Below are 24,464 nucleotides of genomic sequence, written 5' to 3'. Positions count from 1 at the left end.
TCCCTCCCCGATTAGAGCAGAATGTCAGTATAGAGCTCGGATGCATCCGGCTCCGGATCGGACTGGGCGAAGTCGGCGCTATCAGCAACGACATCGCGGACGTCCTTGTCGATCGCTTTCAGATCGTCTTCGGAGGCCCAGCCCTTTTCGAGCAGGCGCGCACGCACCTGTTCGATCGGATCCTGCTCGGAGCGCATCTTCTGCACTTCTTCCTTGGTGCGGTACTTCGCCGGGTCGGACATCGAGTGGCCGCGGTAACGGTAGGTAAGCATCTCGAGGATGATCGGCCCCTTGCCCGAACGGCAATGCTCGAGCGCTTCATCCGCTGCAGCCTTCACCGCACGGACATCCATGCCATCGACCTGGATGCCGGGGATGCCGAAACCGGAGCCACGCAGCGAGTAGTTCGACTGCGCGGTAGCGCGCGCAGTCGACGTGCCCATGGCGTAGCGGTTGTTTTCGACGATATAGATGATCGGTAGCTTCCAGAGAGCAGCCATATTGAAGCTCTCGTAGACCTGGCCCTGGTTGGCGGCACCATCACCGAAATAGGCGACGGAGACGCTGTCATTGCCGCGGTAGCGGTTGGCGAAGGCGAGGCCCGTTCCGAGCGAGACCTGGGCACCGACGATGCCATGACCGCCGTAAAAATGCTTCTCCTTAGAGAACATGTGCATCGAGCCGCCCTTGCCGCGCGAATAACCGCTGCGGCGTCCGGTCAGTTCGGCCATGACGCCACGCGCGCTCATGCCGGTGGCCAGCATGTGGCCGTGGTCGCGATAGGCGGTGATAACCTGATCGCCTTCCTTCTGGGCCATCTGCATACCGACGACCACAGCTTCCTGGCCGATGTAGAGGTGACAGAAACCGCCAATGAAGCCCATGCCGTAAAGCTGTCCGGCCTTCTCCTCGAAGCGGCGGATCAGCAGCATCTCGCGATAGGCCTTGAGCTCCTCATCGCGCGTAAAGTCAGCAACAGGACCACCATTGGATGCCTTGTTTGCCGGCTTTGCGCTAGTTTTACGGCTGGAAACGGTCGCGGTTTTTCGCGGCGCCATTCAACCCTCCCTATGGGTTTGTCGGTTCTTTGGTGGCGCGTACCATAGGGAAGAAATTTCGCCGCAGCAATGCCATAAATGCATGGCTCGTATTCATCAGTAACTTACTGATAAATAAGCATTTATCTAGATTAACTCAATTTCGGTTAATTGGAATAGTGATTGAATATGACGATCTCGTCGGCACGAGAAACATTGAGCTGAAGACGCGCTTTCTCGTCCAGCATATCCTTGTCCATCGAACCGTCGCTCAGCAGCGCGACCTGCTTTTCGAGATGCTCGCGCTTGCCCTTCAGAACCACCAACTCCCTTTCGCGCGCTATCCGCTGGCGCTCGAACCCCTCGGTTGCCCGCAGACCGTAATCACCATGAATGCAATGATAGCCGAAGTAGGAAAGAAACGCGATCGTCATCGCCGGAACCACGAAACGACCGATCTTTTTCTTCTTATGATGCTTTGTCCACATAAACGCACGCTCGAACGCATTACCTCGATGCGCTCAAGCCTACCGGGCAGAGATTAACTGTCCGTTGACTATGAAAAATCGGGCAAGAAAAAACCCGCGCCTTTTTGAGGCGCGGGTTCGAAGTCGTTAAAATCAGATGCGATTAGCCGCGGATGATCGAACGGCCGGCATAGCGGGCCTGCGGGCCGAGGCCTTCTTCGATGCGGATCAGCTGGTTGTACTTTGCCAGGCGGTCCGAGCGCGACAGCGAGCCGGTCTTGATCTGACCGCAGTTCGTGGCGACAGCCAGATCTGCAATCGTAGCGTCTTCGGTTTCGCCCGAGCGGTGCGACATGACGGCGGTGTAGGCAGCCTTGTGCGCGGTGTTGACGGCATCAAGCGTTTCCGTCAGCGAGCCGATCTGGTTGACCTTGACGAGGATCGAGTTGGCAACGCCCATGCGGATGCCGTCACGCAGACGGGCCGAGTTGGTAACGAAGAGATCGTCGCCGACCAGCTGAACCTTCTTCCCAGCCAGATCCGTCAGAGCCTTCCAGCCGTCCCAATCGTCTTCGGCCATGCCGTCTTCGATCGAGATGATCGGGTACTGGGCCGCGAGCTGAGCAAGATATTCGGCCATGGCGCCCGATTCCAGCGTCCGGCCTTCACCTTCGAGAACGTACTTGCCGTCCTTAAAGAATTCCGTCGAGGCGCAGTCGAGGCCGAGGCTGATGTCGTCGCCCGGCTTGTAGCCGGCTTTTTCAATGGACTTCATGATGAAGTCGAGGGCTTCAGGCGCGCTCTTCAGGCCCGGCGCGAAGCCACCTTCGTCGCCGACATTGGTGTTGTGACCCTGAGCCGACAATTCCTTCTTAAGGACGTGGAAGACTTCCGAGCCCATGCGAACGGCTTCGCGGATGGAATCGGCGCCAACCGGCAGGATCATGAATTCCTGGAAGTCGATTGGGTTGTCGGCATGCGCACCACCGTTGATGATGTTCATCATCGGAACCGGCAGGAGGTGGGCGCTGGCGCCGCCGACGTAGCGGTAAAGCGGCAGGCCGGAAGCCTGTGCAGCCGCCTTGGCAACGGCGAGCGACACGCCGAGGATGGCGTTGGCGCCAAGACGCGACTTGTTCGGCGTGCCGTCCAGCTCGATCATGATGTTGTCGATCTGGATCTGGTTTTCGGCGTCGATCCCACCGATCGCGTCGAAGATTTCCGTGTTGGCGGCTTCGACGGCCTTTTCAACGCCCTTGCCGAGATAGCGCTTGCCGCCATCGCGCACTTCGACTGCTTCGTGAGCACCGGTCGAAGCGCCCGACGGCACCGCCGCGCGGCCCATGCTGCCATCTTCGAGATAGACATCGACTTCGACGGTCGGGTTGCCGCGGCTGTCGAGAATCTCGCGGGCGATAATGTCGGTAATTGCGGTCATCGGCTCTTCCTGCTCGAGGGTGGATAGATCGTTCGAAGCCTGTTTAATCGAAGGCACGCAAATTACAATGCCACACCGACGACACACGGCATGTCACGACCTATCGCGCGAATATGTCAGGCTTTTGAAGAGGCTCGCCACTCCATCTTTCTGCTGCCCTGCTCCAGCGTTTCGAAACTTCAGGTTTTGAACAATAAGTCACAGCATTCGATGTGGTTGCAAATTTATCGATCAGTAACCAATCAATATTACAATTAATACTCAACAAGGAAATACTACCTGTCCGCCTGGCAAGTAGTATTGCATGATGCACTTCCTTGTGCGGTTCAAACCCGCCTGCTTATAGGGCTTTTAAGTCCCCTCCAAATTCCAAGCCATTTCAATAAGCAACACCTGTTCACTATATCAATTTACGGGGCGCCGGATGAAACTCAATATTGCTCGCAGCCTTGCCATCTTCGCGGCCGTCGTCACCGCGGGATTGATCACTTCGATCGGCATACAGAATTACGCCTTCAACAAGCTGCGGGTGAACGGCGAAATGTATAAGCAGATCATCTACGGCAAGGATCTCGTCGCCGATATCCTGCCGCCGCCTCTCTACATCGTCGAATCCTACATGCTTGCACTTGAGGCGGTGCAGCGTCCGGAAGTCGCGCGGAAGAATATCGAGCGCATCCAGACTGTCCTGAAGCCCGCCTATGAGGATCGCCGCAAATACTGGTCGGAAACCGCGCTCAGCGCCGATCTCAAGGAAAAACTCCTGAACGACGTCCTCGTCAAAGGCGACGTCTTCTGGAAGGTGATGGCGGAAGAACTCGCCCCGGCCATTCTCAAGGACGACAATGCCGTCATCCCGGCGGCCTTCGAGAAGCTTTCAACGAATTTCCATATTCATGAAGAGGCCGTCAACAAGCTCGTGGATATGGCGAACGCCTTCCTTGCTGCTGCCGAAAAGGATGCCGCCGAACAGACCCGCATCCTCTCCACGATCACGCTTGCGGCAGCCGCTGTCTCGTTTTGCCTGTTGCTCGGCGGCCTCTATGCCTTCCGCCGACGCGCTATCGTGCCGCTCTCGGCGATGCGCGACTATATGGCGATCCTTGCCGGTGGCGATTATTCGAAGGAAGTGCCCTTCAGCCGCCGCGCCGACGAGATCGGCGAGATGGCTCGCGCCGTTACCGTCTTCCGTCAATCTGCTGAAGAGCGAAACAATATCCGCGAGCGCCAAGATGCCGAACGCCAGGTGCAGACACAGCGTGATGCGGTCATTGCCGCGACCAAGGCAGAAGAGGACGCCGCCCGCGAGCGCGTCATTGCAAGCCTGAGCCGCGGTCTGGAGCGCCTTTCCGGCGGCGACCTCACTGTCCAGCTCAGCGAACCCTTCGAAGCTGCCTACGAAAAGCTGCGCCAGGAGTTCAACTCGAGCATCCGCACGCTTTCCGGCGCAATGAAGGAAATCTCGGCCGTCACGAATACCGTAAGGACCGGCTCGAGCGAAATCGCCTCGAGCACGGACGATCTGGCCCGGCGAACGGAACATCAGGCCGCCTCACTGGAGCAGGCAGCCTCCGCGCTCGACCAGATCACCGTCACCGTCAAGAACTCATCGGAACGGGCCAATGAAGCGAACGCGATGATGACGGCGACCAAGGAAAGCGCCAGCTACTCGGCAACCGTCGTGCACGAGGCGGTGGCCGCGATGGAGAAGATCGAGACATCATCCGCTCAGATCGGCCAGATCATCAACGTCATCGACGAAATCGCCTTCCAGACCAACCTCCTCGCGCTCAATGCCGGTGTGGAGGCCGCCCGTGCGGGTGAGGCCGGAAAAGGCTTTGCCGTCGTTGCGCAGGAAGTGCGCGACCTTGCCGGTCGCTCTGCCAATCTGGCGAAAGAAATCAAACAGTTGATCGAGACGTCCTCCAGCCAGGTTTCAGCAGGCGTTGGCCTCGTCAACCGCACAGGCGAAGCGCTCAGCAATATCGATCAGCAGGTTCTGAAAGTCACTGCGCTGATCGAGGGGATCGTGCGTTCTTCCTCCGAACAAACCACCGCGCTCCTGGAAGTCAACGCCGCCGTCAACACCATGGACAGCGTCACGCAGCAGAACGCGGCGATGGTCGAGCAAACCAGCGCCGCCTGCCGAGAGCTCGGCGACGAGGCGGTGCACCTCAATCACCTGCTGTCTCGTTTCCGTCTCGACGATACGAGCAACTCCGTGACCAAGGGGTATCCCTCCGACAAACGGATGGCGCTTGCCGGTTGACGGCCGGCACCTTGTGCAGGTTCAGGCAGCCTTGGCGATCCCATCGAAGGCCAACAGCTTTTCGAGTAGCCGCGGCATATCCTTCAGGTGAACCATGTTCGGCCCGTCGGACGGCGCATTGTCAGGGTCTTCGTGCGTTTCGATGAAGACGCCGGCGACACCAACGGCAACGGCTGCCCGTGCCAGCGTCTCCACGAATTCGCGCTGGCCGCCGCTTGAGCCACCCTGCCCGCCCGGCTGCTGCACCGAATGCGTGGCGTCAAAGATCACGGGAGCGCCCATCGCCGCCATGATCGGCAGCGAACGCATGTCCGAAACCAGCGTGTTGTAGCCGAAGGAGGCGCCACGCTCGCAAAGCAGGATATTGGGGTTGCCGGTCGAGTTCAGCTTGTTGAGGACGTTCTTCATGTCCCAAGGAGCAAGGAACTGGCCCTTCTTGACGTTGATGGTGCGGCCGGTCTTGGCGGCTGCAACCAGCAGGTCGGTCTGGCGGCTGAGGAAGGCCGGGATCTGCAGGATGTCGACGACGGTCGCTACCTCGGCGCACTGCTCCTCGGTGTGGATGTCGGTTAGAACCGGAAAGCCATATTCCTTCTTGAGGTCAGCAAAGACCTCCAGCGCCGTTTCAAGGCCGATCCCACGCTGGGCCGACAGCGAGGTGCGGTTCGCCTTGTCGAAGGAGGACTTGTAGACGAGGCCGAGGCCAAGCTTGTCGCAGAGTTCCTTTAGCACGCCGGCGACCATGAAGGCATGGTCGCGGCTCTCCATCTGGCAGGGCCCAGCAATCAGCGACAGCTTACCGGCATTGGAAAAGGTGACGCGGCCGGCGCCTTCGCCAACCACGACTTCGGACTTTGTCTGGCTCATCGTTTCTCCTCAAAGGCGAAGAGCGCGCCCTGCCCGGCAGCCGCCTTCACCAGAATTCGATTGTTTTTGCGCGTGTAGGTCATCCCGTTAGCAGCCAAATGCGCTTCTGTCACGGCAAGATCGTCGACCTTGAAGACGATGGCAATGCCTCTCAGGCCGCGATCGGTCGACGCTGCAGGAAGGTCGAAATAGGCATACAATCCATCGGGGGATAGAATGCTGATCCTGGCATTCGGAGTGACGACGCTCACGCCGAAGGCGTCGTTGACAATGACCGGGCTGTGCGCCGCTGCGCGTACGAATGATCCGAACGCCTTGGGATCTGGCGAGACCAGAGCGATCTCTGCGATCCCATGGACGCCGTTTGCGTGCACATGCAGCGCTTTTCGATCGGCCGGCAGCGGATTGACCCGTTGGCACGTGAAAAAGAAGAAGTCCGGAGCCCGCAGATCCACCGCGAAAGCGAGCTTGAACGCGGCTGTGGCCTCCGATCCATCGGGCATCTTCATCGGTCGCTCGAACTGCAGCATCTCGCCGCCATTGATCCTTTCGGAAAGGAACCGAGCGTGGTCGCGATCGGCATCTGCGGTCGCGAAGACCACGGCAGAGAATCCATCATCCCCGCATCGAAACCGAAAGGCGCGATCACGCGCGGTGAAGACATTCCCTTTCTTTGCCGACGCCTCGTGCAGTTCCGCGCTGGCGACCCCCAGGGGCTCTAGGTAAGTTTCGTCGGAGAAGAATATGCAGGCGTTCTCGGTTCCAAACGGATGCCGGGCATCGGGCGCGACGGTGAATCCTAGTTTTCCGAGACGTTCGCGCGCGAGCCCAATATTGGAGACCGGCAGCACGATGTGGTCCAGCGGATGCGCTTCGCTCATAGCAACTCTCCGGAATTTGCGAAGATGTGCGCCGGGTAGCAGGACAATGCAACCCCCTTCGGCGCTTTCAGTCAAATGAGCTGAGAAAACTGAACAAGTTGCGGGCAAGTTTTACGAAAATTTAGGCACTTGCGGAACACATATGGAACATATAGTGTCTGTTCTGGCTTTGTTTCACGACTCTGGGGTTCAACTTCGATGCTGACGCGCAAACAACAGGAGCTTCTTCTCTTCATTCACGAGCGAATGAAGGAGTCCGGTGTCCCCCCTTCTTTCGATGAAATGAAAGATGCCTTGGACCTCGCGTCGAAGTCAGGCATTCATCGGCTGATTACAGCGCTCGAAGAACGTGGCTTCATTCGCCGACTGCCGAATCGGGCCCGCGCCCTGGAGGTCATCAAGCTTCCAGAGGCATATAACCCGAGCTTGCAACCCCGCCGCGGCTTTTCGCCGAGCGTCATCGAAGGCAGTCTCGGCAAACCGCAACCGGTTGCGCCACCGAAACCGGTAGCACATGCCGACAACGGCAGCTCCGCCTCTGTACCGGTTATGGGACGGATCGCCGCCGGTGTGCCGATTTCGGCAATCCAGAACAATACTCACGACATCACGGTTCCGGCCGACATGCTTGGCCCAGGCGAGCACTATGCGCTTGAGGTCAAGGGCGACTCGATGATCGAAGCGGGCATTTTCGATGGCGACACGGTGATCATTCGCAATGGCAGCACCGCAAATCCCGGCGACATCGTTGTCGCACTCGTCGATGACGAAGAAGCGACCCTCAAGCGCTTCCGCCGGAAGGGCGCCTCCATTGCGCTTGAGGCCGCGAACCCGGCTTATGAAACGCGTATTTTTGGACCCGACCGCGTCAAGGTTCAGGGCAAGCTCGTCGGCCTCATTCGTCGTTATCATTAGAGGCAGGCGGCTCACCGTCAAACGTGCCGCTTCGCCAGTTGTACGCCCGATGCGGCATCCAGGGGCGGTCAAGCGTGGTATAGGCGGCCGTAACGACGGGTGAGCCCAGGTCGTCTATCCCCTCGGCGGCGCCAGAGCCGCGCAGGATTTCTCCGGTGAACAGCAGTGCGCCCGACCGGCATTCGGTCGCACGCAGGCGAACGGGCGTCACGACGATATCGGCGGTATCGCACGCAGCGCCGACGTAAGCGAGGTTTTCGACGATTGTCAGAACGTAGCCGCTATCGTGCGGGGCGGTGCGCCAGGCGCCTTTCAGGCAAACGACGCGGTTTTCAACGCCCGTCGCAGAGGCTGCCGCAACGCATTGCGGGCATGACGCAATTCCTCATCCGAGAGTCCTGGAGCTTGGCCTTCGCTGTCCCCGCCGCCGGTCAGGGGCGATACGCTTCAGTACTCGGTAGCTGGTCTAGCTCCGCCGCCAGCGCCCTTCGCCATTGATCGAAAATCAGCGCCAACGCAACAAACCATGCCCCAAGGCGGATCGTTGGCCGGTCACTTGCGAGCTCAAACCAGAGGGCGGCGCCGGCCCCGAGGAAGACCGGAGAAAATACGAAGAACCGCCCATGATCCATCTCCGTCGCCACCGCGCGTCGAAACCACGAAGAGCAGCTGAGCGTCGCGGTCGTAACCCACGTTGGCCAGGAGACGGGTGATTGCGTGCGGAAGGCGCGCGGAGGCTTTTGACCAGATTGAGCCCGGACAAAGAACGCTCTGCCACGCGAGCAAGCGCATCCGCGCCGGGGGCGGCCTGTCTCACAAATGGCTTCAACCCCGGCATGCATCTGCGCCGAAAAACAGCCCCCTTGCAACCACAAAGCAAGCTCTTCAGGCTCGAGGCAACAATAATCGATTGAAATCTGAAGGAAAATCGGAAGCCAGAAAAGCCAAGGATAATCATCAGCTTCTGCTATGCGCAGGGCTCATCGCAGCAGTGCCCAAAAGTTGATACTGCGATGCACAAAATGGCATCACGGGAACTTGGCATTGGGCGCGCGATCATATAGCTATCGTCGACGACGCTTAACCCTATGGCGCTTTTATGGCGCCAACCGCCAGTTTGGAGGATCAGCATGACGGAACAAAGCGCAACACTGAAAATCGGTGATAAATCAGTCGATCTCGCCGTCAAGAGCGGCACGATCGGCCCTGACGTCATTGATATCGGCGCCCTGTACAAGCACACGGCTTCCTTCACGTACGATCCTGGTTTCACCTCGACCGCATCCTGTGAATCGAAGATCACCTACATCGATGGTGATGCCGGCGTATTGCTACATCGCGGTTATCCGATCGAGCAACTTGCCGAGCATGGCGACTTCCTCGAGGTCTGCTACCTGCTTCTCTACGGCGAACTGCCGACCGCGGCCCAGAAGAAGGATTTCGACTATCGCGTCACGCATCACACGATGGTGCATGAGCAGATGAGCCGGTTCTTCACGGGCTTCCGCCGCGACGCGCATCCGATGGCTGTCATGTGCGGCTGCGTCGGTGCATTGTCGGCCTTCTACCACGACTCCACCGACATCACGGATCCGCATCAGCGCATGGTCGCAAGCCTGCGCATGATCGCCAAGATGCCGACGCTTGCGGCCATGGCCTACAAGTATCACGTCGGCCAGCCCTTCGTTTACCCGAAGAACGATCTCGACTACGCCTCGAACTTCCTGCGCATGTGCTTTGCTGTTCCGTGCGAAGAATATGTCGTCAATCCGGTGCTGTCGCGCGCCATGGACCGCATCTTCATCCTGCACGCCGACCACGAGCAGAATGCATCGACCTCGACGGTCCGCCTCGCTGGCTCATCGGGTGCAAACCCGTTCGCCTGCATCGCCGCCGGCATTGCCTGCCTCTGGGGCCCGGCTCACGGGGGCGCCAATGAAGCAGCGCTGAACATGCTGACCGAGATCGGCACTGTCGACCGTATTCCGGAGTACATAGCCCGCGCCAAGGACAAGAACGATCCGTTCCGCCTCATGGGCTTCGGTCATCGCGTCTACAAGAACTACGATCCGCGCGCCAAGATCATGCAGAAGACGACGCACGAGGTTCTCGGCGAACTCGGCGTCAAGGACGACCCTTTGCTCGAGGTTGCAATGGAACTGGAGCGTATCGCTCTCACTGATGAATACTTCATCGAAAAGAAGCTCTATCCGAATATCGACTTCTACTCCGGCATCACGCTCAAGGCTCTGGGCTTCCCCACGACCATGTTCACCGTGTTGTTTGCTCTGGCCCGCACGGTGGGCTGGATTGCACAGTGGAACGAGATGATCGAAGACCCGGAGCAGCGTATCGGCCGTCCGCGCCAGCTCTACATCGGCGAGCCGCAGCGCGATTACCTGCCGGTCTCCAAGCGCTAAACCGCGACAGCAGACAGCAAAGAGCCCGGTCAGAAATGGCCGGGCTTTTTCTTTTGAAGGACGTCGAGAACGATCTCAGCCGCGTGTTCTCCGGGCGGCTTTTCCGTCTGCATCCTCTGCCAGAGGACGTCAAACCCCTCCATCATCGCCCGTCGCGGCAAGGTATCTGCCGAAAGCTTCTCCATCCAGCGTGCAAAGCTGCCGCCTCGGACGACTTCATTGATATATTCGGGCACGACAGTGTAGTCCGCGATCAGGTTCGGAAGGGCCGCGCTCCACGTCTTGATCTTGCTGGTCATGAGCTTGATGATCCAGTCGGTCTTGTAGGCCGAAATGCAGGGAACACCGGTCAGCGCAAGCTCCAGCACGACAGTCCCGGACGCGGCCATGGCCGCATCCGCTTCAGCGAATGCCTGCCACTTCGCCTCCACCCCTGTCACGATCTCCGGCTTGGTCGTCCAATCCTTGACGAGATCACGGATCATGGGGTCGCGTCGTGGCATGGTCGGCAAAACGAAGCGCACGTCGCCGTTGCGCGCCACCAGCTCGCTCACGGCATCGCCAAAATGCGGCAGCAGCTTCATGATCTCGGACGAACGCGAACCGGGCAGCAACATCACCGTCTTGCGGTCGGTTTCACTTCGCGGTTTCGTCTGCGCACGCTGGCGCCGTGCGTCCAGCAGGTTCGGATCGGCAGTCAAACGGTGACCAACGTAGATTGTCGGCGGACCACCCAGCTTGCGCATCACTTCCGGCTCGAAGGGCAAGACTGCCAGCACCTGGTCCACGTAAGCGAGCATGCGCTGCGCGCGGTATTCCTTCCACGCCCATACGCTTGGACAGACATAATTGACGACGGGCAGTTCAGGCAGCGCCACGCGCACACGCTTGGCGACCCTATGGGTGAAATCGGGACTGTCGACGATAATAAGCACATCCGGCTTTGCCGCGATGATCGCCGCCGCCGTCTCTCGAATGCGTCGAACCAGCCGCGGCAGGTTCGAAAGCACTTGTGTGATGCCCATGACCGACAGTTCGGAGAAATCGAAAAGCGAGCGCAGGCCCAGCGCGTCCAGCCCCTCGCCGCCGACGCCGATCAGCTCCACGCGACCTTGATACTGCCGCTTCAGGGCCGCGACCAGATCGGCGCCCAGAAGATCGCCCGAAACCTCTCCAACGACGATAGCAACTTTTAGCGAAGACTCGCTCACGCTAACCCCCAGGATGGCAATCCCCTATCCAGTCCGCACACGAAGATACCAGCCTCATCCGCGGCCTTGATGACAGCGTCACGCTCCAGGATCAGCGAGCGGCCCGCTTCAACGGCCACGCCGGCCAATCCCGCCTGACGCAGGTTCTCGATCGTCGAAATACCGATCGATGGCAGGTCCGCGCGGATATCCTGCTGAGGCTTGCAGAGTTTCACGAGCACGCCGCGCCGGCGCGCGGAAATTCGCCCAGCCGACCGCAGGTTCGCGACACGCTCCAGCATGCTGTCCGTGCCTTCCACTCCTTCGAGCGCAACGATGCGGCCGCCGACTGAAACCGACCCCTGACCAACGTCCAGCCTACCGAGCGCATCCGCCGCTTCGGCTGCTCGTATGATGTCCTTCGTATCGTCGGCGCTTGGCTGCAAGGCGCCCAATGGACCGACGGATGCAAGCAGATCCGGTGCGATCTCGTGCGCGCCGACGACCCGGCGTCCATTCTCTTCAATCAAGGTGATAACCATACGCAGCACCGTATCGTCGCCACCAGCGAGCAGCGTACGGATTGTCGACGGCAATTTCACCAGCGTCTTCAGCGTCGGCCGGACTTCCCGCCACTCCGGACGCCGGCGTACAGCGCCAGACATGACGACGCGGTCGATGCCGTTGCTTTCAAAGACGCGATTGAGAGCAGCGAAATCGCCGACGCCGATGACTGCGTGGTCAAAGCCTTCCCAAGAACGGTCGGCCTCGTCCTTGAGCGCAACAATGAAGGGATTCTCACCTGCTTGCCGCGCCGCGGTGGCGACATGAGACGGCAGAAGGCCACTGCCCGCGATGATTGCCAAGCGGCCTTTTGTCATGTCACCAGCGAGAGCCAAGCATCACCCTTTCTGTCCCCTCGTCGGAGAGGAAAGAGCGCGATCGCTTTCGGCGGCAATGAAATCGAGAATCTGAATGACCTGTTCGCAATCGGCATACTCTTCCCTGATCGCGGCGGCATTGTCCCGGATCGAACCGTCGCCTTCGAAGATCGCCTTGTAGGCGCGCCGCACGGCATGAATCGTCGCCCGGTCAACACCGGCGCGGGTCATGCCAACGACGTTCAGGCCGCTCAGAAGACCTGGATTGCCGTTGAGCATGCCATAGGGAATGACATCATAGCTGACAGCCGAGAGCCCACCGACAAAGGCCTGCCGGCCGACACGCGTGAACTGATGCACGGCACAGCCGCCACCGAGAATGACACGATCCTCGATCGTCACGTGACCCGCGAGCATCACATTGTTGGACATGATGACGTTGTTTCCGACCCTGCAATCATGGGCGACATGAGAATTCGCCAGGAAGAGATTGTTGTTGCCGACGATCGTCCGACCACCGAAATCGGCGGTACCCGTGTTTACCGTCACGCCTTCGCGGAAAGTGCAGTTGTCGCCAACCGTCAAGGTCGTCTCTTCGCCGCCATGATGAACGCTCTGCGGATCGCCGCCGATGACGGCCATCGGGAAAATGCGGCATCCCTTTCCGATCGTCGTCTGGCCGGACACAACCGCGTGCGTCAGCAGTTCCACGTTATCGCCCAGCACGACCTTCGGGCCGACATGGCAAAAAGGGCCGATCTTGACGTTCTCGCCGATCACGGCGCCATCTTCGACGACGGCCATAGCGTGAATGCTGGCGGTGGCTGCTATAGTGCTCATGCCTGATCCTTGCGAACGATCATCGCCCCGATGTCGGCTTCAGCGACGAGCGCTCCATCAACCTTAGCATCGCAATGGAACTTCCAGATATTACCGCGCTGTTTCTGTTTCTTCACGTGATATTCGACGCGATCACCGGGAACGACCGGCTTGCGGAAGCGGGCATTGTCGATCGTCATGAAGTAGACCAGGTTGCCGGTCTCACCCTGCTTCTTGGCGCAGATCGCGCCGGCCGTCTGAGCCATGCCCTCGATGAGCAGAACACCCGGCATGATCGGCGACCCCGGAAAGTGACCGGTGAAGTGCGGTTCGTTTGCCGTCACGTTCTTGATGCCGATCGCGGAATCGTCGCCATCGATCTCGATAATCCGGTCCACAAGCAGGAACGGATAACGATGCGGCAGCAGCTTCATGATCTCGGTGATATCCGCCGAAGAGAGCGAAGTCTTGGCTTCCTCAGTCATTCTTTTCTCCCATTTTCTTGCTGCCCGTTGATCGCGCCAAAATCGCTGCCGTCTCTCGCAGAAAATCGTTGATGGGACGCGCGGGGACGCCACCGTAGCGTTCGCCGGCAGGTATGTCTCCGATCACTCCGCTCTTTGCGGCGATCTGCACTCCGTCACCAATCTTGATATGTCCGTTCAGTCCAGCCTGCCCGCCGATCTGCACGCCATCGCCGACCACCGTGCTGCCGGCAATGCCTACCTGGGAAACGATGGCGCAATGGCGCCCGATACGGACGTTGTGGCCAATCTGCACCTGATTGTCGATCTTTGTGCCTTCGCCGACGACCGTATCATCCATCGTCCCGCGATCGATCGTGGTGTTGGCGCCGATCTCAACATGATCCTGGATGATGACCCGGCCGACCTGCACGATCTTGATCATCCCGCGCGGGCCCGGGGCGTAACCGAAGCCATCTTGGCCGATCCGCGCACCGTTGTGAATGATGACGCCATTGCCGACGAGTGCGCACAGCACACTCGCACCAGCCGCGATCGTGCAATTGCGGCCAATCTTGACGTTTGGCCCGATGATGGCGCCCGCCCCGATATGCGTGCCCTCACCGATTTCAGCATGCGCACCAATGACCGCGAATGGCTCGACCGAAACCTTGCCCTCGAGCCGGACGGTCGGATCAACGATCGCGCGATCGGAGATACCGTAAGCTTCGGACAACAGTGCTTCAGGCCGCAGCGCCTTCGGATAGAGATAGCCCCCCGCCATGGCAAAGGCCGCATGAGCATTCTTCGAAATCAGAACAGGCAGATGATCCGGCACCAGCGATCGCAGGCCGGCACTGCAAAGGACGGCAGACGCCGCGCACGTCGCGAGCTCGTCCTTGCTCCTCTTCGACATGATGTAGCAGAGATCGCCCGCCTTCGCCCGGCTTACGGGCGAAACGGAACGGATCACGACATCCGCATTTTTAGGATCAGCAAGCTCTGCCCCAAGATACTGCGCCAACTCCAAGAGTTTCACGCCATCATGGGGCAGAAAAAAGCCATTTTGCTCCATCGGCAAATCTCCAGAACGGAATTCGATTTTACGGTTCCGGACTGCCGATATCAGAATTGGTTGTTTATGCCAAACTTGAAGTGCTGAGTTTTGTCGAAGTCTTCCTTGAGAACCGGAATAGCGTAGTCGACGCGCAGTGTACCGAATGGCGACGCCCACATAAGACCAACACCGACAGAAGCACGCAGCGATGCATCAACGCCGTTCACACTATCACCACGCGGATCGACGTCATTGCCAAACAGCGTACCTGCATCGGCGAACACGGCACCGCGCAGGCCGAAGTCCCGCGGGACCGCAGGGAGTGGGAAGGTCGCTTCAGCCGACACCGTAAAATAGGTCGTCCCACCGAGCGGGTCGTCGTTTGCCCCGGCAATGCGTGGGCCGATGCCCTTGTTCTCGAAGCCGCGAATATCGCCGTTGGTCAGCGTGAACTGGTCAAAGACGTTCAGATTCTTGTTAAAGCCGATGACGTAACCCGCCGAACCCGAAACCGATCCGATGATATCGGCATCATCCGCAAGCAGGTGGAAATACCGCGCCTTACCGTAGATCTTGTAGAATTCCGAGTCGCCACCAAGGCCAGCGATTTCATGCGTGGCGCTTGCATAGATACCTTCGCGAGGCAGCGTCATGTCATCGAGCGTGTTATAGGTCAGCGTCTGCGAAACGGACGACTTCACCCACGGGCTGTTTTCAACGAGGTTCTGGTATGGCGCAGACAGATTGCTCAGCGAGCCCGAGGGATCATACTTCATCTGCTTGTAGTTGTAGCGGAACGTCGTCGCCAGATCTTCCGTGATCGGCGCCGTCGCGCGCAATACGCCACTGTTTTCCTCGTAGTCGTAGTTGTCGTTGCTCGACGTCTCACTGTGGTTAAGATCGAAACCAACAGCCAGGCGATAGCCCAAGAAGTAGGGCTCCGTGAAGTTCAAGCCATAGGTCTGAGAGCCCTCTTGACCACCACCGGCGCTAATCTTGATGTACTGACCGCGACCCAGGAAGTTCTTTTCCTCGACAGATGCTTCGAGCAACAGACCATCGCCGCCGGCAGCATAGCCTGCGCCGATACCGAACGAGCCGGTCGCCTGGTCCTGCACATCAACGACGACAACAACGCGATCGGGCGAACTGCCAGGCTGCGTCGAGATGTTGACGGACGAGAAATAGCCGAGAGCCTCGAGACGGCGCTTGGCCCTGGTGATCATCTGCTGATTGAAGGCGTCGCCTTCGCTCATGTCGAACTCGCGACGAATGACAAAGTCACGCGTACGGCTGTTGCCGCGGATTTCGATGCGTTCTACGTAGGCGCGCTCGCCCTGATCAACGAGGTATTCAACGCCGATCGTGTTGTTGTTCAGATCACGATTGCCGCGCGGCGTTACGCGGGCAAACGGATATCCGGCGGAGGCGACCTGATCGGAGATCGCTTCCATCGACTTCTGGACTTGCTTGGCGCTGTAGACCTGACCTTCGTGCGTGAGGACGATTCCCTGAAGCTGCGTAGAATCAATACCGGGAACAGTCGACTGCACGGTCACGGCACCAAAATTATAGCGCGGCCCCTCTTCGATGTTGAAGGTCAGCGTGTACTTGTTCGTTGCCTCGTCGAAAGCCGCATCCGATGAGATGATACGGAAGTCGGCATAGCCGCGATTGTAGTAGAACTGACGCAGCGTTTCTTCGTCGGCATGAAGCTTGTCTTCGCTATAGACGTCCTTGCGGGTCAGGAACGACAGAAAATTCGAGCGCTTCGTCGCGATGACCGAAGAGAGACGACCCGAACTATAGGCGTTGTTGCCAACGAAATTAATGGCACCAATCTTGGTGCGATCACCTTCGTCGACGACAAAGGCCAGATTGACGCGTCCCTCACCGAGCGGCACGACCTGCGTGGTCACCTGGACTTCGCTGCGGCCGGTCGCGGCGTACGCGTCCTTGATTGCCTGAATGTCGGACTGGATCTGCGCTTCGTTATAGGGTCCGGCCGCGTGCGTTTTGACGATAGCGGCGAGCTTGTCGTCCTTGATCTTGCGGTTGCCGTTGAAAACGACCTGGTTGACCAGCTGCGCTTCCTCAACGGAAACAACCAGCGTGCTACCGGAGACGGAAATCTTGACGTCCGAAAAATAGCCGGTGTCGTAAAGCTGCTTGACCGAGTCATCGATGTCTGTGTTGGAGAAGCTCTTGCCAGGCACGATCGTCAGGTTCGAGCGTACGGCTTCGGCGCCGACACGGCTTGCGCCGCGTACATCAACACGCTGAATGACTGCAGCTTCTGCCGTCGTTGCCGAGACGAAAACCGTTGCACCTGCCCCCGAAGCAACAATACCTGCAGACAGCGCAACCGCCGATACTGCGTTCAAAAATCTTGAACCAGCCTTCATTTCACCCATTACCTTTTTTCTCGTCCCCGGCCCAGGCGTCGCCCGATTCCGGTCACGTGTGTCGTTTTACCCGCTTTTGACATACAAGCAAGGGAGCACGTTAATTTCTGTTTACTTCATTTCCAAGCGTGACGCATTCGCCACTACAGCTTTGAAACATCGTAAATAAACGGTAATTTTCCCTCGTCCGGCAATCAGCCTATCAAAGCACTAATATCGTTCCAGGTGGCAAAAACCATCAAGCTCAAAACCATCGCCAAGCCAATGCGGAACGCAATGTCTTGGGCAGACGATCCCAACGGTTTTCCTCTCACCGCCTCAATCGCATAGAACATCAAATGACCACCATCAAGTACCGGAACCGGCATCAAGTTCAGTAATCCGATAGAAACCGACAAGACAGCAGCGAGCTGCAGCAAAGCTGCAACGCCTAGTGTCGCCATCTGGCCGGAAGCCTGCGCGACGCGGATCGGTCCACCGAGCTGGTCGGGCTTCATATAACCGGAGACAAGATTGCCGATATACTTGAAGGTGCCGGTCACGATGTGCCAGGTCTGGATCGTTCCTTCCTTGACCGCCGCCAGCGGCGAATAGGTCTGCACCCGGAAGTGGCCGACCTCCTGGTTCGTGACGATACCGATAAGGCCGATCTCGATCTTGTTGCCGAACTGATCGGTCATGTCGGTTCGTGCAGGTACCATCGGCACATCCAACTTCTCGCCGTTGCGCTCGATCGTCACGATGATTCTTTGCTCGGGCCGAATGCTGACGTAGCGCCGGACGTCGTCGAAAGTCTCGACCTTCGCGCCATCGATAGCGATCAGAAGGTCACCCGGCACGACGCCCGCCTCGGCAGCAACGCTGCCCGGCTTGACTTCCGCGACAACGGGATCCGCGACCGATCGGCCATAGATCGAGAAAAGAACCGCAAAAATCGCAATCGCCAGGACGAAATTGGCAATCGGGCCGGCGGCAACCGTTGCGGCACGCTTCCACAGCTTCGCGCCGGCAAACGAACGCGCACGATCCTCTTCCGACATCGCCGCTAGCTTGTCATCATCGGGCTTGCTCGATGCATCCTCGTCGCCGAAAAAGCGGACGTAGCCGCCAAGCGGTATCAGTGAGAGCTTCCAGCGGGTTCCGTGCTTGTCGGTGAAGCCGACCAATTCCGGGCCAAAGCCGATCGAGAACGCCAATATCCGGATGCCGCTCCAGCGCCCGACAAGATAATGCCCCATCTCGTGCACGAAGACGAGCAACGACAAGACGAGGACGAAGGGCACGATATAGCCCGTCAGGAACGCCAATATACCGGTCAAGCCAAGCATCTGATCTTTCCGCCAGCCTTTGCAGACATTATACGCCGAACAGGGCTGCACCGAGCGACGTCATTTCGCCGCCCTTTATCAGCGAAAAAAGCCCAGCTAGCAAGAACGCTGCAAAGCAGGCAAAAATGAGCCCGTCGACCCGGTCCATGACGCCACCATGCCCAGGAATCAGACGGCTCGAATCCTTGACGCCAAAGCGGCGCTTGATGAAGGATTCGAAGAGATCGCCGGTCTGGCTACATATCGACAGGATGAACGCGATCGGCGCCACAAACACGACGCTTTGCGGAAACGCGAAATAGGTAACCAGACTGCCGGCAATCACTGCGCAGACGGCACCGCCAATGGCGCCGGACCACGTCTTTCCGGGAGATATCTTCGGCGCCAGTTTCGGGCCGCCGATAGCACGGCCGACAAAATAGGCAAGAATGTCGGTTGCCCACACGACTGCAAAGACGAAGAGCATCGCAACGAGCCCGACGCTGTCGGCGCCGCGGATACTCGAGAGCGCAATGCCGGTAAGACCAGCGTACATCATACCCGTTGGAAACCAGCGTGATGTTCCCGACACAAGCACGAAGCCGACAGCAACCAGGAAGAACAGCGATAAGAGAAGCAGCGAATAGCTAAATGTGCCAGCCACCACGGCCACGGCGATCGCCACCTGCCCCAGCCAACCGATTGCGTTGGCGACCGGTTGCTCGCTCGCAAGCCTCGTGATTGTCGACCATTCATAGTAAATCAGCAGTCCGATCAATGCGGACAAAAGGCTAAAGGCGACACCACCATACCAGGTGGCGAAAAGAACGATGACGGCAAGAATCACTCCGGAGAGAATGCGTAACTTCAGCTCCTGCTGCATCAGGTGCCTACTGCCGCAGCCGTTTGCGCTACCAATCCACCGAAGCGACGGTCGCGCGACGCGAAGGTCTCCAACGCTGAATAAAAGATCTCCCGGCTGAAATCGGGCCAATACTCAGGAACGAAAATGAACTCCGAGTAAGCGGCCTGCCAGAGCAGGAAGTTGGAGAGGCGCTCCTCGCCGCTCGTACGGATGATCAGATCGGGATCCGGGATGCCCGCCGTATCGAGCCGCGCATTGATGAGCGCGGGTGAAATGTCCTGCGCCCTCAACCGTCCGGCCTCGACGTCAAGCGCAAGACTTGCCATTGCACGAGCGATCTCGTCGCGCGAACCATAGTTGAAGGCGATAACGAGGGTCAGCGCGGTGTTCGACTTCGTCCTCTCTTCTGCGTCCACCAGAAGATCGAGGATATCGCTCTTGAGGCTGAGCCGGTCGCCGATCACCTTCACGCGCACGTTCTGGCGATGAAGCTCCGCCAAGTCGCGACGAATGAAGGCCTTCAGCAAGCCAAGCAGATCGGAAACCTCCGTTTCCGGACGGCGCCAATTCTCCGAGGAAAAGGCGAAGAGGGTGAGATACTTGATCCCTGCGTCACCCGCAGCGCGCACGGTCTCGCGCACCGCGTCAACGCCCTTTCGATGACCCATCGTCCGCGGAAGTCCGCGCTGCTTTGCCCATCGGCCGTTGCCATCCATGATGATGGCGACGTGTTCTGGCACAGTCAAAAATGTTCGTTCCGACATTTCCCGTCCGGTTCTTGCAGCAAAGGCGCAGCCGCAGCGCGCCCTAAACCTGCATGATTTCCTTTTCCTTCTCGCCAAGCAAGCGGTCGACTTCAGAAATCGTCTCGTCTGTCATCTTCTGCACACGATCTGATTGCGCCCGGCTTTCATCCTGGCCAATCACACCGTCTTTTTCGGCTTTCTTAAGACCGTCCATACCGTCGCGGCGCACATGGCGAATTGCAACCTTGCTCTTCTCGGCATAGTCGTGGGCGACTTTCACCAGCGATTTGCGGCGTTCCTCATTGAGTTCGGGCAGCGGAATGCGCAGGTTCTGGCCGTCGATGATCGGATTGAGGCCGAGATTCGACTCGCGGATGGCGCGGTCGGTCGCGTTGACCATCGATTTGTCCCAGACCGAAACCGACAGCATGCGTGGCTCCGGCACGGTAATGTTGGCCACCTGGTTCAGCGGCACACGCGAACCATAGGCCTCGACCATGACGGGGTCGAGAATGTTGGCCGAGGCGCGGCCCGTGCGCAACGATGCGATATCGTGCTTGAACGCGGAAATCGCACCATCCATGCGGCGCTTGAGTTCCTTGATGTCGATGCCTTCACTCATTTCATTGCTCCCGTCTTGGTAGAAGCTGCGGCAAAACCAGCCGTCCACTCGATCAGTTATCAGAAACGACGGTCTTGAGGCCGCCGCCCTTGAGGATTTCAGCAAAACCACCCTTCTCGTGGATCGAGAAGACGATGATCGGAATTGAATTCTCCCGTGCCAGCGCCACGGCCGCGACGTCCATGACGGCCAGCCCCTTGTCGAGGACTTCCTTGTGCGTCAGATGGTCGAAACGGGTCGCTTCCGGATCCTTCTTCGGGTCTGCGGAATAAATACCATCGACCTGCGTTCCCTTGAAGATCGCTTCCGCACCCATTTCGGCAGCGCGCAGCGCGGCCGCCGAGTCCGTCGTGAAGAACGGGTTTCCGGTACCGCCTGCGAAGATCACGACGCGGCCGAGCGACAGGTGATAGAGCGTCGCGCGCTGTGAGAAACTCTCGCAGATCTCGGGCATCGCAATCGCCGACAGTACGACGGTATCGATGTTGAGCTTGCGCAGCGAGGTTGCCAGCGCCAGCGCGTTGATCACGGTCGCAAGCATACCCATGTGGTCGCCAGTCACACGATCGCCGCCCTTGGAGGCAACTGCGACGCCGCGGAAGATGTTGCCGCCGCCGACGACGACGCCGACTTCCACACCCATTTGCCGCGCTTCGGCTATGTCAGCCGCAATGCGGTCTGCGACCGCTACATCAATTCCAAATCCCTGGCTGCCCATGAGGGCTTCGCCGGAAGCCTTGAGTAGAACGCGTTTGTAGACAGGCTCTGACGACATCGTGGCTCCTCGTATATCACCGCTGAGGCCCGGATACACGAAGGGCACCGCGTTGTCACGCGATGCCCTTCGGTTTTCACATTTATAGGTTTATCAGCCCTTGGCGACGGCGGCGACTTCGGCAGCGAAGTCGGATTCTTCCTTCTCGACGCCTTCGCCGAGCAGCAGTCGTGCCATGCCGGTAACTTCGATCGGCGCGCCGGCTTCCTTTTCAGCTTCCTTGATCGCAGCGCCGACCGTCAGGTCGGGATTGATCACGAAGGCCTGCGACAGAAGAGCGACTTCTTCGAAGAACTTGCGCATGCGGCCGTCGACCATCTTTTCGATGATGGCTTCCGGCTTGCCGGATTCGCGGGCCTGTTCGATGAACACGTTCCGTTCGCGCTCGGCAACGGCGGCGTCGACTTCTTCGGCGCGGATGGCCAGCGGATTGGTCGCAGCGATGTGCATGGCGACCTGGCGGCCGATCGACGTCAGAACGGCCTTGTCGCCATTCGACTTCAGCGCAACCAGAACGCCGAGCTTGCCGATGCCGTCGCCGGCAGCGTTGTGGATGTAGGTCGCAACGACGCCGTGCTCGACTTCCAACTTGGCTGCACGACGGAGCGTCATGTTCTCGCCGATGGTCGCGATCGCGTCCTTGATGGTGTCGGCGACCGGCTTGCCGGATGCCGGGTAGGTCGCAGCCGAAATGGCCTCAACCGTGCCGTCGGTCGAAAGAGCAACGTTGGCGATGCCGCGAACGAGATCCTGGAAGGCGTCGTTACGGGCAACGAAGTCGGTTTCGGAGTTGAGTTCTACGACGACGGCCTTGTGGCCGGCACCGGCAATGGCGATCAGGCCTTCAGCGGCGGTACGGCCCGACTTCTTGTCGGCCTTGGAGATGCCCTTGGCGCGCAGCCAGTCGATTGCGGCTTCGATATCGCCGTTGTTTTCAAGCAGCGCCTTCTTGCAGTCCATCATGCCTGCGCCGGACTTTTCGCGCAGTTCCTTCACCAGTGCAGCCGTAATCTCGGTCATAAGCTTCCTCTTGTCGGTTCAAACGGTGGCCCGCAAAAGGCGGTGGGCACCGGATTGAGGCACGAAATGTACCTGTATGTATGACAGCGTGATGAAAGACGCGTCATAACGAAACTCGTATGGCGACGGGCTGACCGCCCCCGCCTGAAACGGTCAAGGCCGCCGAACTTCTAAAAGTCGCGAGCGGCCTTTCCCAATCTCTGGAAAGCATGGCGGGCAGTTCAGCCCACCTGCTTCTTCTATCAGGCGCCGGTTTCGTCGAGCGCCGGCTCAGCCGGAGCTTCGATCGATGCGCCGAGGTCGCGGCCCGACGAGCTCTGCTGACGAGCGATCCCGTCGATGGCAGCACGGGCGATCAGGTCGCAGTAAAGAGCGATGGCGCGCGAAGCGTCGTCGTTGCCCGGGATCGGATAGTCGATCAGATCCGGATCGCAGTTCGAGTCAATGATTGCGACAACCGGGATGCCGAGGCGCTTGGCTTCGTCGATCGCGATCTTTTCCTTGTTGGTGTCGATGATGAACATCAGGTCCGGCGTGCCGCCCATGTCCTTGATACCACCGAGAGCCTTGTCGAGCTTTTCGCGCTCGCGCTCGAGGGTCAGGCGCTCCTTCTTGGAGTAGCCGGACTGCTCGGAGCCAAGGATTTCGTCGAGCTTGCGCAGACGCTGGATCGAGTTGGAGATCGTCTTCCAGTTGGTCATCATGCCGCCGAGCCAACGCGAGTTGACGTAGTACTGAGCGGAACGCTTGGCCGAGTCAGCGATGAGCTCGGAAGCCTGGCGCTTGGTGCCGACGAAAAGAACGCGGCCGCCACGAGCAACGGTGTCGGAAACAACCTGCAGGGCGCGCGACAGCATCGGAACGGTCTGAGCGAGGTCGATGATATGGATGTTGTTACGATCGCCGAAAATGTACGGCTTCATCTTCGGGTTCCAGCGGTGCGTCTGGTGGCCGAAGTGGACGCCTGCTTCGAGGAGCTGGCGCATAGAGAAATCGGGCAATGCCATGCCTTGTTATCCTTTTCCGGTTGAACCTCCGCAAGGCTAACAGCATCCTCTTCGAGAATGCCACCGGGCGGAACCATCCGGATTTCTCCCGGACAATCCCATGCCTTACGTGTGGAATGCGGGTCGCCATACCCTCCCTTATCCGGAAAATCAAGGCTTCCTGCGAAAAAAAGCGACAATGGAGGCTCGTGGCTGTGTAGTCGACCCCGGCTGAAGGCGCCACACCAGTGCGATCAATCGGACTCGCAGGGCCAGTTTGCCGGTGCGGAAAGGCCGGCAGGCAACTTCGTCCTCGCATCGCCGCAGGCAAGATCGACCTGAGCCTGCTCGAGCCCCGTCGCGGCAGACAAATCAAGCCCTTCGATTCGCGTCAAAAACATGAAGGCGCGATCGAATGCTACCGGCCCCTCAAAGGTTGCCTTGCTGAGGTCGGCGCGCGACAGATTGGCGAGAGAGAAGTTGGTTCCTGTGAGAACGGCTTTGGCGAAGCTCGCACGGCCAAGCTCGGCTTTCTCGAAGTTCGCACCGCTGAGCTTTGCGCCATTGAAATTGGAGCGCTGAAGTTCTGCGCCTGCGAACGACGCTCCCTCTGCGAAAACGTTCTCGAACCCGGATCGATAAGCCTCGATCTTCGAGAAATTCGCCTTACCGGCCTGAGCTCCCGTGAACCACGCCCGCGCCAACGTTGCCTTCTCGAGATTCGCCGAGGTGAGATTGGTACCGCTGAGATTGGTAAGACTCAGGTCCGTGCCTGCCAGGTTGGCACCCTGAAAGTCGCTTCCCTGCAACATCAGATTCTTCTTGCTGCACTCGCGCCAATCAATTCCTGCCACCGGCGTCCTGCCGCAATCCGACGCCGAGGCTGGAGTGCTCGCGAACAGCGTCAACGCAACCAAGCCAGCTGAGATTCCGGAGAGTCCACCACTCAATACACCATGCCGCATCGCCAAGATTCTCACTCCAATCCGACTCTTGCGCCCAAATCAGCGCCTTTCGAATTACTAGCATAGAG

Annotated in this window: 22 protein-coding genes; 3 read left to right on the top strand and 19 right to left on the bottom strand. The window is 59.0% G+C overall.

Annotated features, from left to right (window positions below; genetic code table 11):
* Window positions 1-11 precede the first annotated feature (11 nt).
* From pdhA to eno, 3 genes are all read right to left on the bottom strand, one after another.
* Complete coding sequence (gene pdhA, locus ACSQ9D_RS06930; RefSeq protein ID WP_018858807.1) at window positions 12-1,058, bottom strand: pyruvate dehydrogenase (acetyl-transferring) E1 component subunit alpha; 1,047 nt, start codon at window positions 1,056-1,058, stop codon at window positions 12-14.
* A 146-nt stretch (window positions 1,059-1,204) separates the two neighbouring features.
* Window positions 1,205-1,525 (bottom strand): FtsB family cell division protein, encoded by a 321-nt coding sequence (locus ACSQ9D_RS06925; RefSeq protein WP_037117805.1) that lies wholly within the window; start codon window positions 1,523-1,525, stop codon window positions 1,205-1,207.
* A 142-nt stretch (window positions 1,526-1,667) separates the two neighbouring features.
* Window positions 1,668-2,942: a phosphopyruvate hydratase gene (eno, locus tag ACSQ9D_RS06920; RefSeq protein ID WP_436281630.1), complete on the bottom strand. Its 1,275-nt coding sequence runs from the start codon at window positions 2,940-2,942 to the stop codon at window positions 1,668-1,670.
* Between the two features lie 424 nt (window positions 2,943-3,366).
* On the opposite strand from eno, the gene ACSQ9D_RS06915 reads away from it, so the two are divergent.
* On the top strand, window positions 3,367-5,211 hold the full coding sequence (locus ACSQ9D_RS06915) for a methyl-accepting chemotaxis protein (RefSeq protein WP_436281629.1): 1,845 nt from the start codon (window positions 3,367-3,369) through the stop codon (window positions 5,209-5,211).
* Window positions 5,212-5,232: 21 nt separating this feature from the next.
* On the opposite strand, the gene kdsA is transcribed toward ACSQ9D_RS06915, so the two are convergent.
* Together kdsA and ACSQ9D_RS06905 are read right to left on the bottom strand one after the other, a co-directional pair.
* A complete protein-coding gene (gene kdsA, locus ACSQ9D_RS06910) occupies window positions 5,233-6,078 on the bottom strand; it encodes a 3-deoxy-8-phosphooctulonate synthase (protein WP_436281628.1) in 846 nt (281 codons plus the stop codon).
* Complete coding sequence (locus ACSQ9D_RS06905) at window positions 6,075-6,959, bottom strand: VOC family protein (protein WP_436281627.1); 885 nt, start codon at window positions 6,957-6,959, stop codon at window positions 6,075-6,077. Before ACSQ9D_RS06905 ends, kdsA begins: the two co-directional genes overlap by 4 nt.
* A 198-nt stretch (window positions 6,960-7,157) precedes the next feature.
* Between ACSQ9D_RS06905 and lexA the strand changes: the two genes are divergently transcribed.
* Together lexA and gltA are read left to right on the top strand one after the other, a co-directional pair.
* Complete coding sequence (gene lexA, locus ACSQ9D_RS06900) at window positions 7,158-7,874, top strand: transcriptional repressor LexA (protein ID WP_037117797.1); 717 nt, start codon at window positions 7,158-7,160, stop codon at window positions 7,872-7,874.
* A 1,130-nt stretch (window positions 7,875-9,004) separates the two neighbouring features.
* On the top strand, window positions 9,005-10,294 hold the full coding sequence (gene gltA, locus ACSQ9D_RS06895; RefSeq protein WP_024316962.1) for a citrate synthase: 1,290 nt from the start codon (window positions 9,005-9,007) through the stop codon (window positions 10,292-10,294).
* A gap of 29 nt (window positions 10,295-10,323) precedes the next feature.
* Here the strand turns inward: gltA and lpxB are convergent, their stop codons facing one another.
* The 14 genes from lpxB to ACSQ9D_RS06825 form a co-directional block, all read right to left on the bottom strand.
* Window positions 10,324-11,505 (bottom strand): lipid-A-disaccharide synthase, encoded by a 1,182-nt coding sequence (gene lpxB / locus ACSQ9D_RS06890; protein ID WP_436281626.1) that lies wholly within the window; start codon window positions 11,503-11,505, stop codon window positions 10,324-10,326.
* Entirely contained in the window at window positions 11,502-12,383 is an 882-nt protein-coding gene (locus ACSQ9D_RS06885) for an LpxI family protein (RefSeq protein WP_436281625.1), read from the bottom strand. Before ACSQ9D_RS06885 ends, lpxB begins: the two co-directional genes overlap by 4 nt.
* Window positions 12,384-12,386: 3 nt before the next feature.
* Window positions 12,387-13,205 carry an acyl-ACP--UDP-N-acetylglucosamine O-acyltransferase gene (lpxA, locus tag ACSQ9D_RS06880; protein WP_436281624.1) on the bottom strand — a complete coding sequence of 273 codons (819 nt, stop codon included), beginning with the start codon at window positions 13,203-13,205 and terminating at the stop codon, window positions 12,387-12,389.
* Window positions 13,202-13,669 carry a 3-hydroxyacyl-ACP dehydratase FabZ gene (gene fabZ / locus ACSQ9D_RS06875; protein WP_436281623.1) on the bottom strand — a complete coding sequence of 156 codons (468 nt, stop codon included), beginning with the start codon at window positions 13,667-13,669 and terminating at the stop codon, window positions 13,202-13,204. The genes lpxA and fabZ overlap by 4 nt, the downstream gene beginning before the upstream one ends.
* Entirely contained in the window at window positions 13,662-14,723 is a 1,062-nt protein-coding gene (gene lpxD / locus ACSQ9D_RS06870; RefSeq protein WP_436281622.1) for a UDP-3-O-(3-hydroxymyristoyl)glucosamine N-acyltransferase, read from the bottom strand. The genes fabZ and lpxD overlap by 8 nt, the downstream gene beginning before the upstream one ends.
* A gap of 50 nt (window positions 14,724-14,773) precedes the next feature.
* Window positions 14,774-17,110, bottom strand: coding sequence for an outer membrane protein assembly factor BamA (gene bamA, locus ACSQ9D_RS06865; RefSeq protein ID WP_436283781.1), 2,337 nt, complete (start codon window positions 17,108-17,110; stop codon window positions 14,774-14,776).
* A 194-nt stretch (window positions 17,111-17,304) separates the two neighbouring features.
* Entirely contained in the window at window positions 17,305-18,438 is a 1,134-nt protein-coding gene (gene rseP, locus ACSQ9D_RS06860; RefSeq protein WP_436281621.1) for an RIP metalloprotease RseP, read from the bottom strand.
* Window positions 18,439-18,466: 28 nt separating this feature from the next.
* Window positions 18,467-19,300 carry a phosphatidate cytidylyltransferase gene (locus ACSQ9D_RS06855; protein WP_436281620.1) on the bottom strand — a complete coding sequence of 278 codons (834 nt, stop codon included), beginning with the start codon at window positions 19,298-19,300 and terminating at the stop codon, window positions 18,467-18,469.
* A complete protein-coding gene (locus tag ACSQ9D_RS06850) occupies window positions 19,300-20,046 on the bottom strand; it encodes an isoprenyl transferase (protein ID WP_436281619.1) in 747 nt (248 codons plus the stop codon). The genes ACSQ9D_RS06855 and ACSQ9D_RS06850 overlap by 1 nt, the downstream gene beginning before the upstream one ends.
* A gap of 43 nt (window positions 20,047-20,089) precedes the next feature.
* The gene (gene frr, locus ACSQ9D_RS06845) at window positions 20,090-20,650 is read right to left on the bottom strand and encodes a ribosome recycling factor (protein ID WP_024316952.1); all 561 of its coding nucleotides are present in this window, start codon (window positions 20,648-20,650) and stop codon (window positions 20,090-20,092) included.
* 52 nt (window positions 20,651-20,702) lie between these two features.
* Entirely contained in the window at window positions 20,703-21,425 is a 723-nt protein-coding gene (pyrH, locus tag ACSQ9D_RS06840; protein WP_024316951.1) for a UMP kinase, read from the bottom strand.
* A gap of 93 nt (window positions 21,426-21,518) precedes the next feature.
* The gene (gene tsf, locus ACSQ9D_RS06835; protein ID WP_037117788.1) at window positions 21,519-22,445 is read right to left on the bottom strand and encodes a translation elongation factor Ts; all 927 of its coding nucleotides are present in this window, start codon (window positions 22,443-22,445) and stop codon (window positions 21,519-21,521) included.
* Window positions 22,446-22,687: 242 nt separating this feature from the next.
* Window positions 22,688-23,452 (bottom strand): 30S ribosomal protein S2, encoded by a 765-nt coding sequence (gene rpsB, locus ACSQ9D_RS06830; RefSeq protein WP_024316949.1) that lies wholly within the window; start codon window positions 23,450-23,452, stop codon window positions 22,688-22,690.
* A gap of 233 nt (window positions 23,453-23,685) precedes the next feature.
* A complete protein-coding gene (locus ACSQ9D_RS06825) occupies window positions 23,686-24,396 on the bottom strand; it encodes a pentapeptide repeat-containing protein (protein ID WP_436283780.1) in 711 nt (236 codons plus the stop codon).
* Window positions 24,397-24,464 lie beyond the last annotated feature (68 nt).

It is taken from the genome of Rhizobium sp. LjRoot258, from assembly GCF_964254185.1.
In the GTDB taxonomy this organism is placed as follows: Bacteria; Pseudomonadota; Alphaproteobacteria; order Rhizobiales; family Rhizobiaceae; genus Rhizobium.
This window is presented reverse-complemented; position numbering and strand designations above follow the sequence as displayed.

What these genes read in the sequence shown, in the direction of transcription:
- pdhA (WP_018858807.1), bottom strand. Translation starts at nt 1,058, where the DNA reads ATGGCGCCGCGAAAAACCGCGACCGTTTCCAGCCGTAAAACTAGCGCA.
- ACSQ9D_RS06925 (WP_037117805.1), bottom strand. Translation starts at nt 1,525, where the DNA reads ATGTGGACAAAGCATCATAAGAAGAAAAAGATCGGTCGTTTCGTGGTT.
- eno (WP_436281630.1), bottom strand. Translation starts at nt 2,942, where the DNA reads ATGACCGCAATTACCGACATTATCGCCCGCGAGATTCTCGACAGCCGC.
- ACSQ9D_RS06915 (WP_436281629.1), top strand. Translation starts at nt 3,367, where the DNA reads ATGAAACTCAATATTGCTCGCAGCCTTGCCATCTTCGCGGCCGTCGTC.
- kdsA (WP_436281628.1), bottom strand. Translation starts at nt 6,078, where the DNA reads ATGAGCCAGACAAAGTCCGAAGTCGTGGTTGGCGAAGGCGCCGGCCGC.
- ACSQ9D_RS06905 (WP_436281627.1), bottom strand. Translation starts at nt 6,959, where the DNA reads ATGAGCGAAGCGCATCCGCTGGACCACATCGTGCTGCCGGTCTCCAAT.
- lexA (WP_037117797.1), top strand. Translation starts at nt 7,158, where the DNA reads ATGCTGACGCGCAAACAACAGGAGCTTCTTCTCTTCATTCACGAGCGA.
- gltA (WP_024316962.1), top strand. Translation starts at nt 9,005, where the DNA reads ATGACGGAACAAAGCGCAACACTGAAAATCGGTGATAAATCAGTCGAT.
- lpxA (WP_436281624.1), bottom strand. Translation starts at nt 13,205, where the DNA reads ATGAGCACTATAGCAGCCACCGCCAGCATTCACGCTATGGCCGTCGTC.
- fabZ (WP_436281623.1), bottom strand. Translation starts at nt 13,669, where the DNA reads ATGACTGAGGAAGCCAAGACTTCGCTCTCTTCGGCGGATATCACCGAG.
- lpxD (WP_436281622.1), bottom strand. Translation starts at nt 14,723, where the DNA reads ATGGAGCAAAATGGCTTTTTTCTGCCCCATGATGGCGTGAAACTCTTG.
- bamA (WP_436283781.1), bottom strand. Translation starts at nt 17,110, where the DNA reads ATGAAGGCTGGTTCAAGATTTTTGAACGCAGTATCGGCGGTTGCGCTG.
- rseP (WP_436281621.1), bottom strand. Translation starts at nt 18,438, where the DNA reads ATGCTTGGCTTGACCGGTATATTGGCGTTCCTGACGGGCTATATCGTG.
- ACSQ9D_RS06855 (WP_436281620.1), bottom strand. Translation starts at nt 19,300, where the DNA reads ATGCAGCAGGAGCTGAAGTTACGCATTCTCTCCGGAGTGATTCTTGCC.
- ACSQ9D_RS06850 (WP_436281619.1), bottom strand. Translation starts at nt 20,046, where the DNA reads ATGTCGGAACGAACATTTTTGACTGTGCCAGAACACGTCGCCATCATC.
- frr (WP_024316952.1), bottom strand. Translation starts at nt 20,650, where the DNA reads ATGAGTGAAGGCATCGACATCAAGGAACTCAAGCGCCGCATGGATGGT.
- pyrH (WP_024316951.1), bottom strand. Translation starts at nt 21,425, where the DNA reads ATGTCGTCAGAGCCTGTCTACAAACGCGTTCTACTCAAGGCTTCCGGC.
- tsf (WP_037117788.1), bottom strand. Translation starts at nt 22,445, where the DNA reads ATGACCGAGATTACGGCTGCACTGGTGAAGGAACTGCGCGAAAAGTCC.
- rpsB (WP_024316949.1), bottom strand. Translation starts at nt 23,452, where the DNA reads ATGGCATTGCCCGATTTCTCTATGCGCCAGCTCCTCGAAGCAGGCGTC.
- ACSQ9D_RS06825 (WP_436283780.1), bottom strand. Translation starts at nt 24,396, where the DNA reads ATGCGGCATGGTGTATTGAGTGGTGGACTCTCCGGAATCTCAGCTGGC.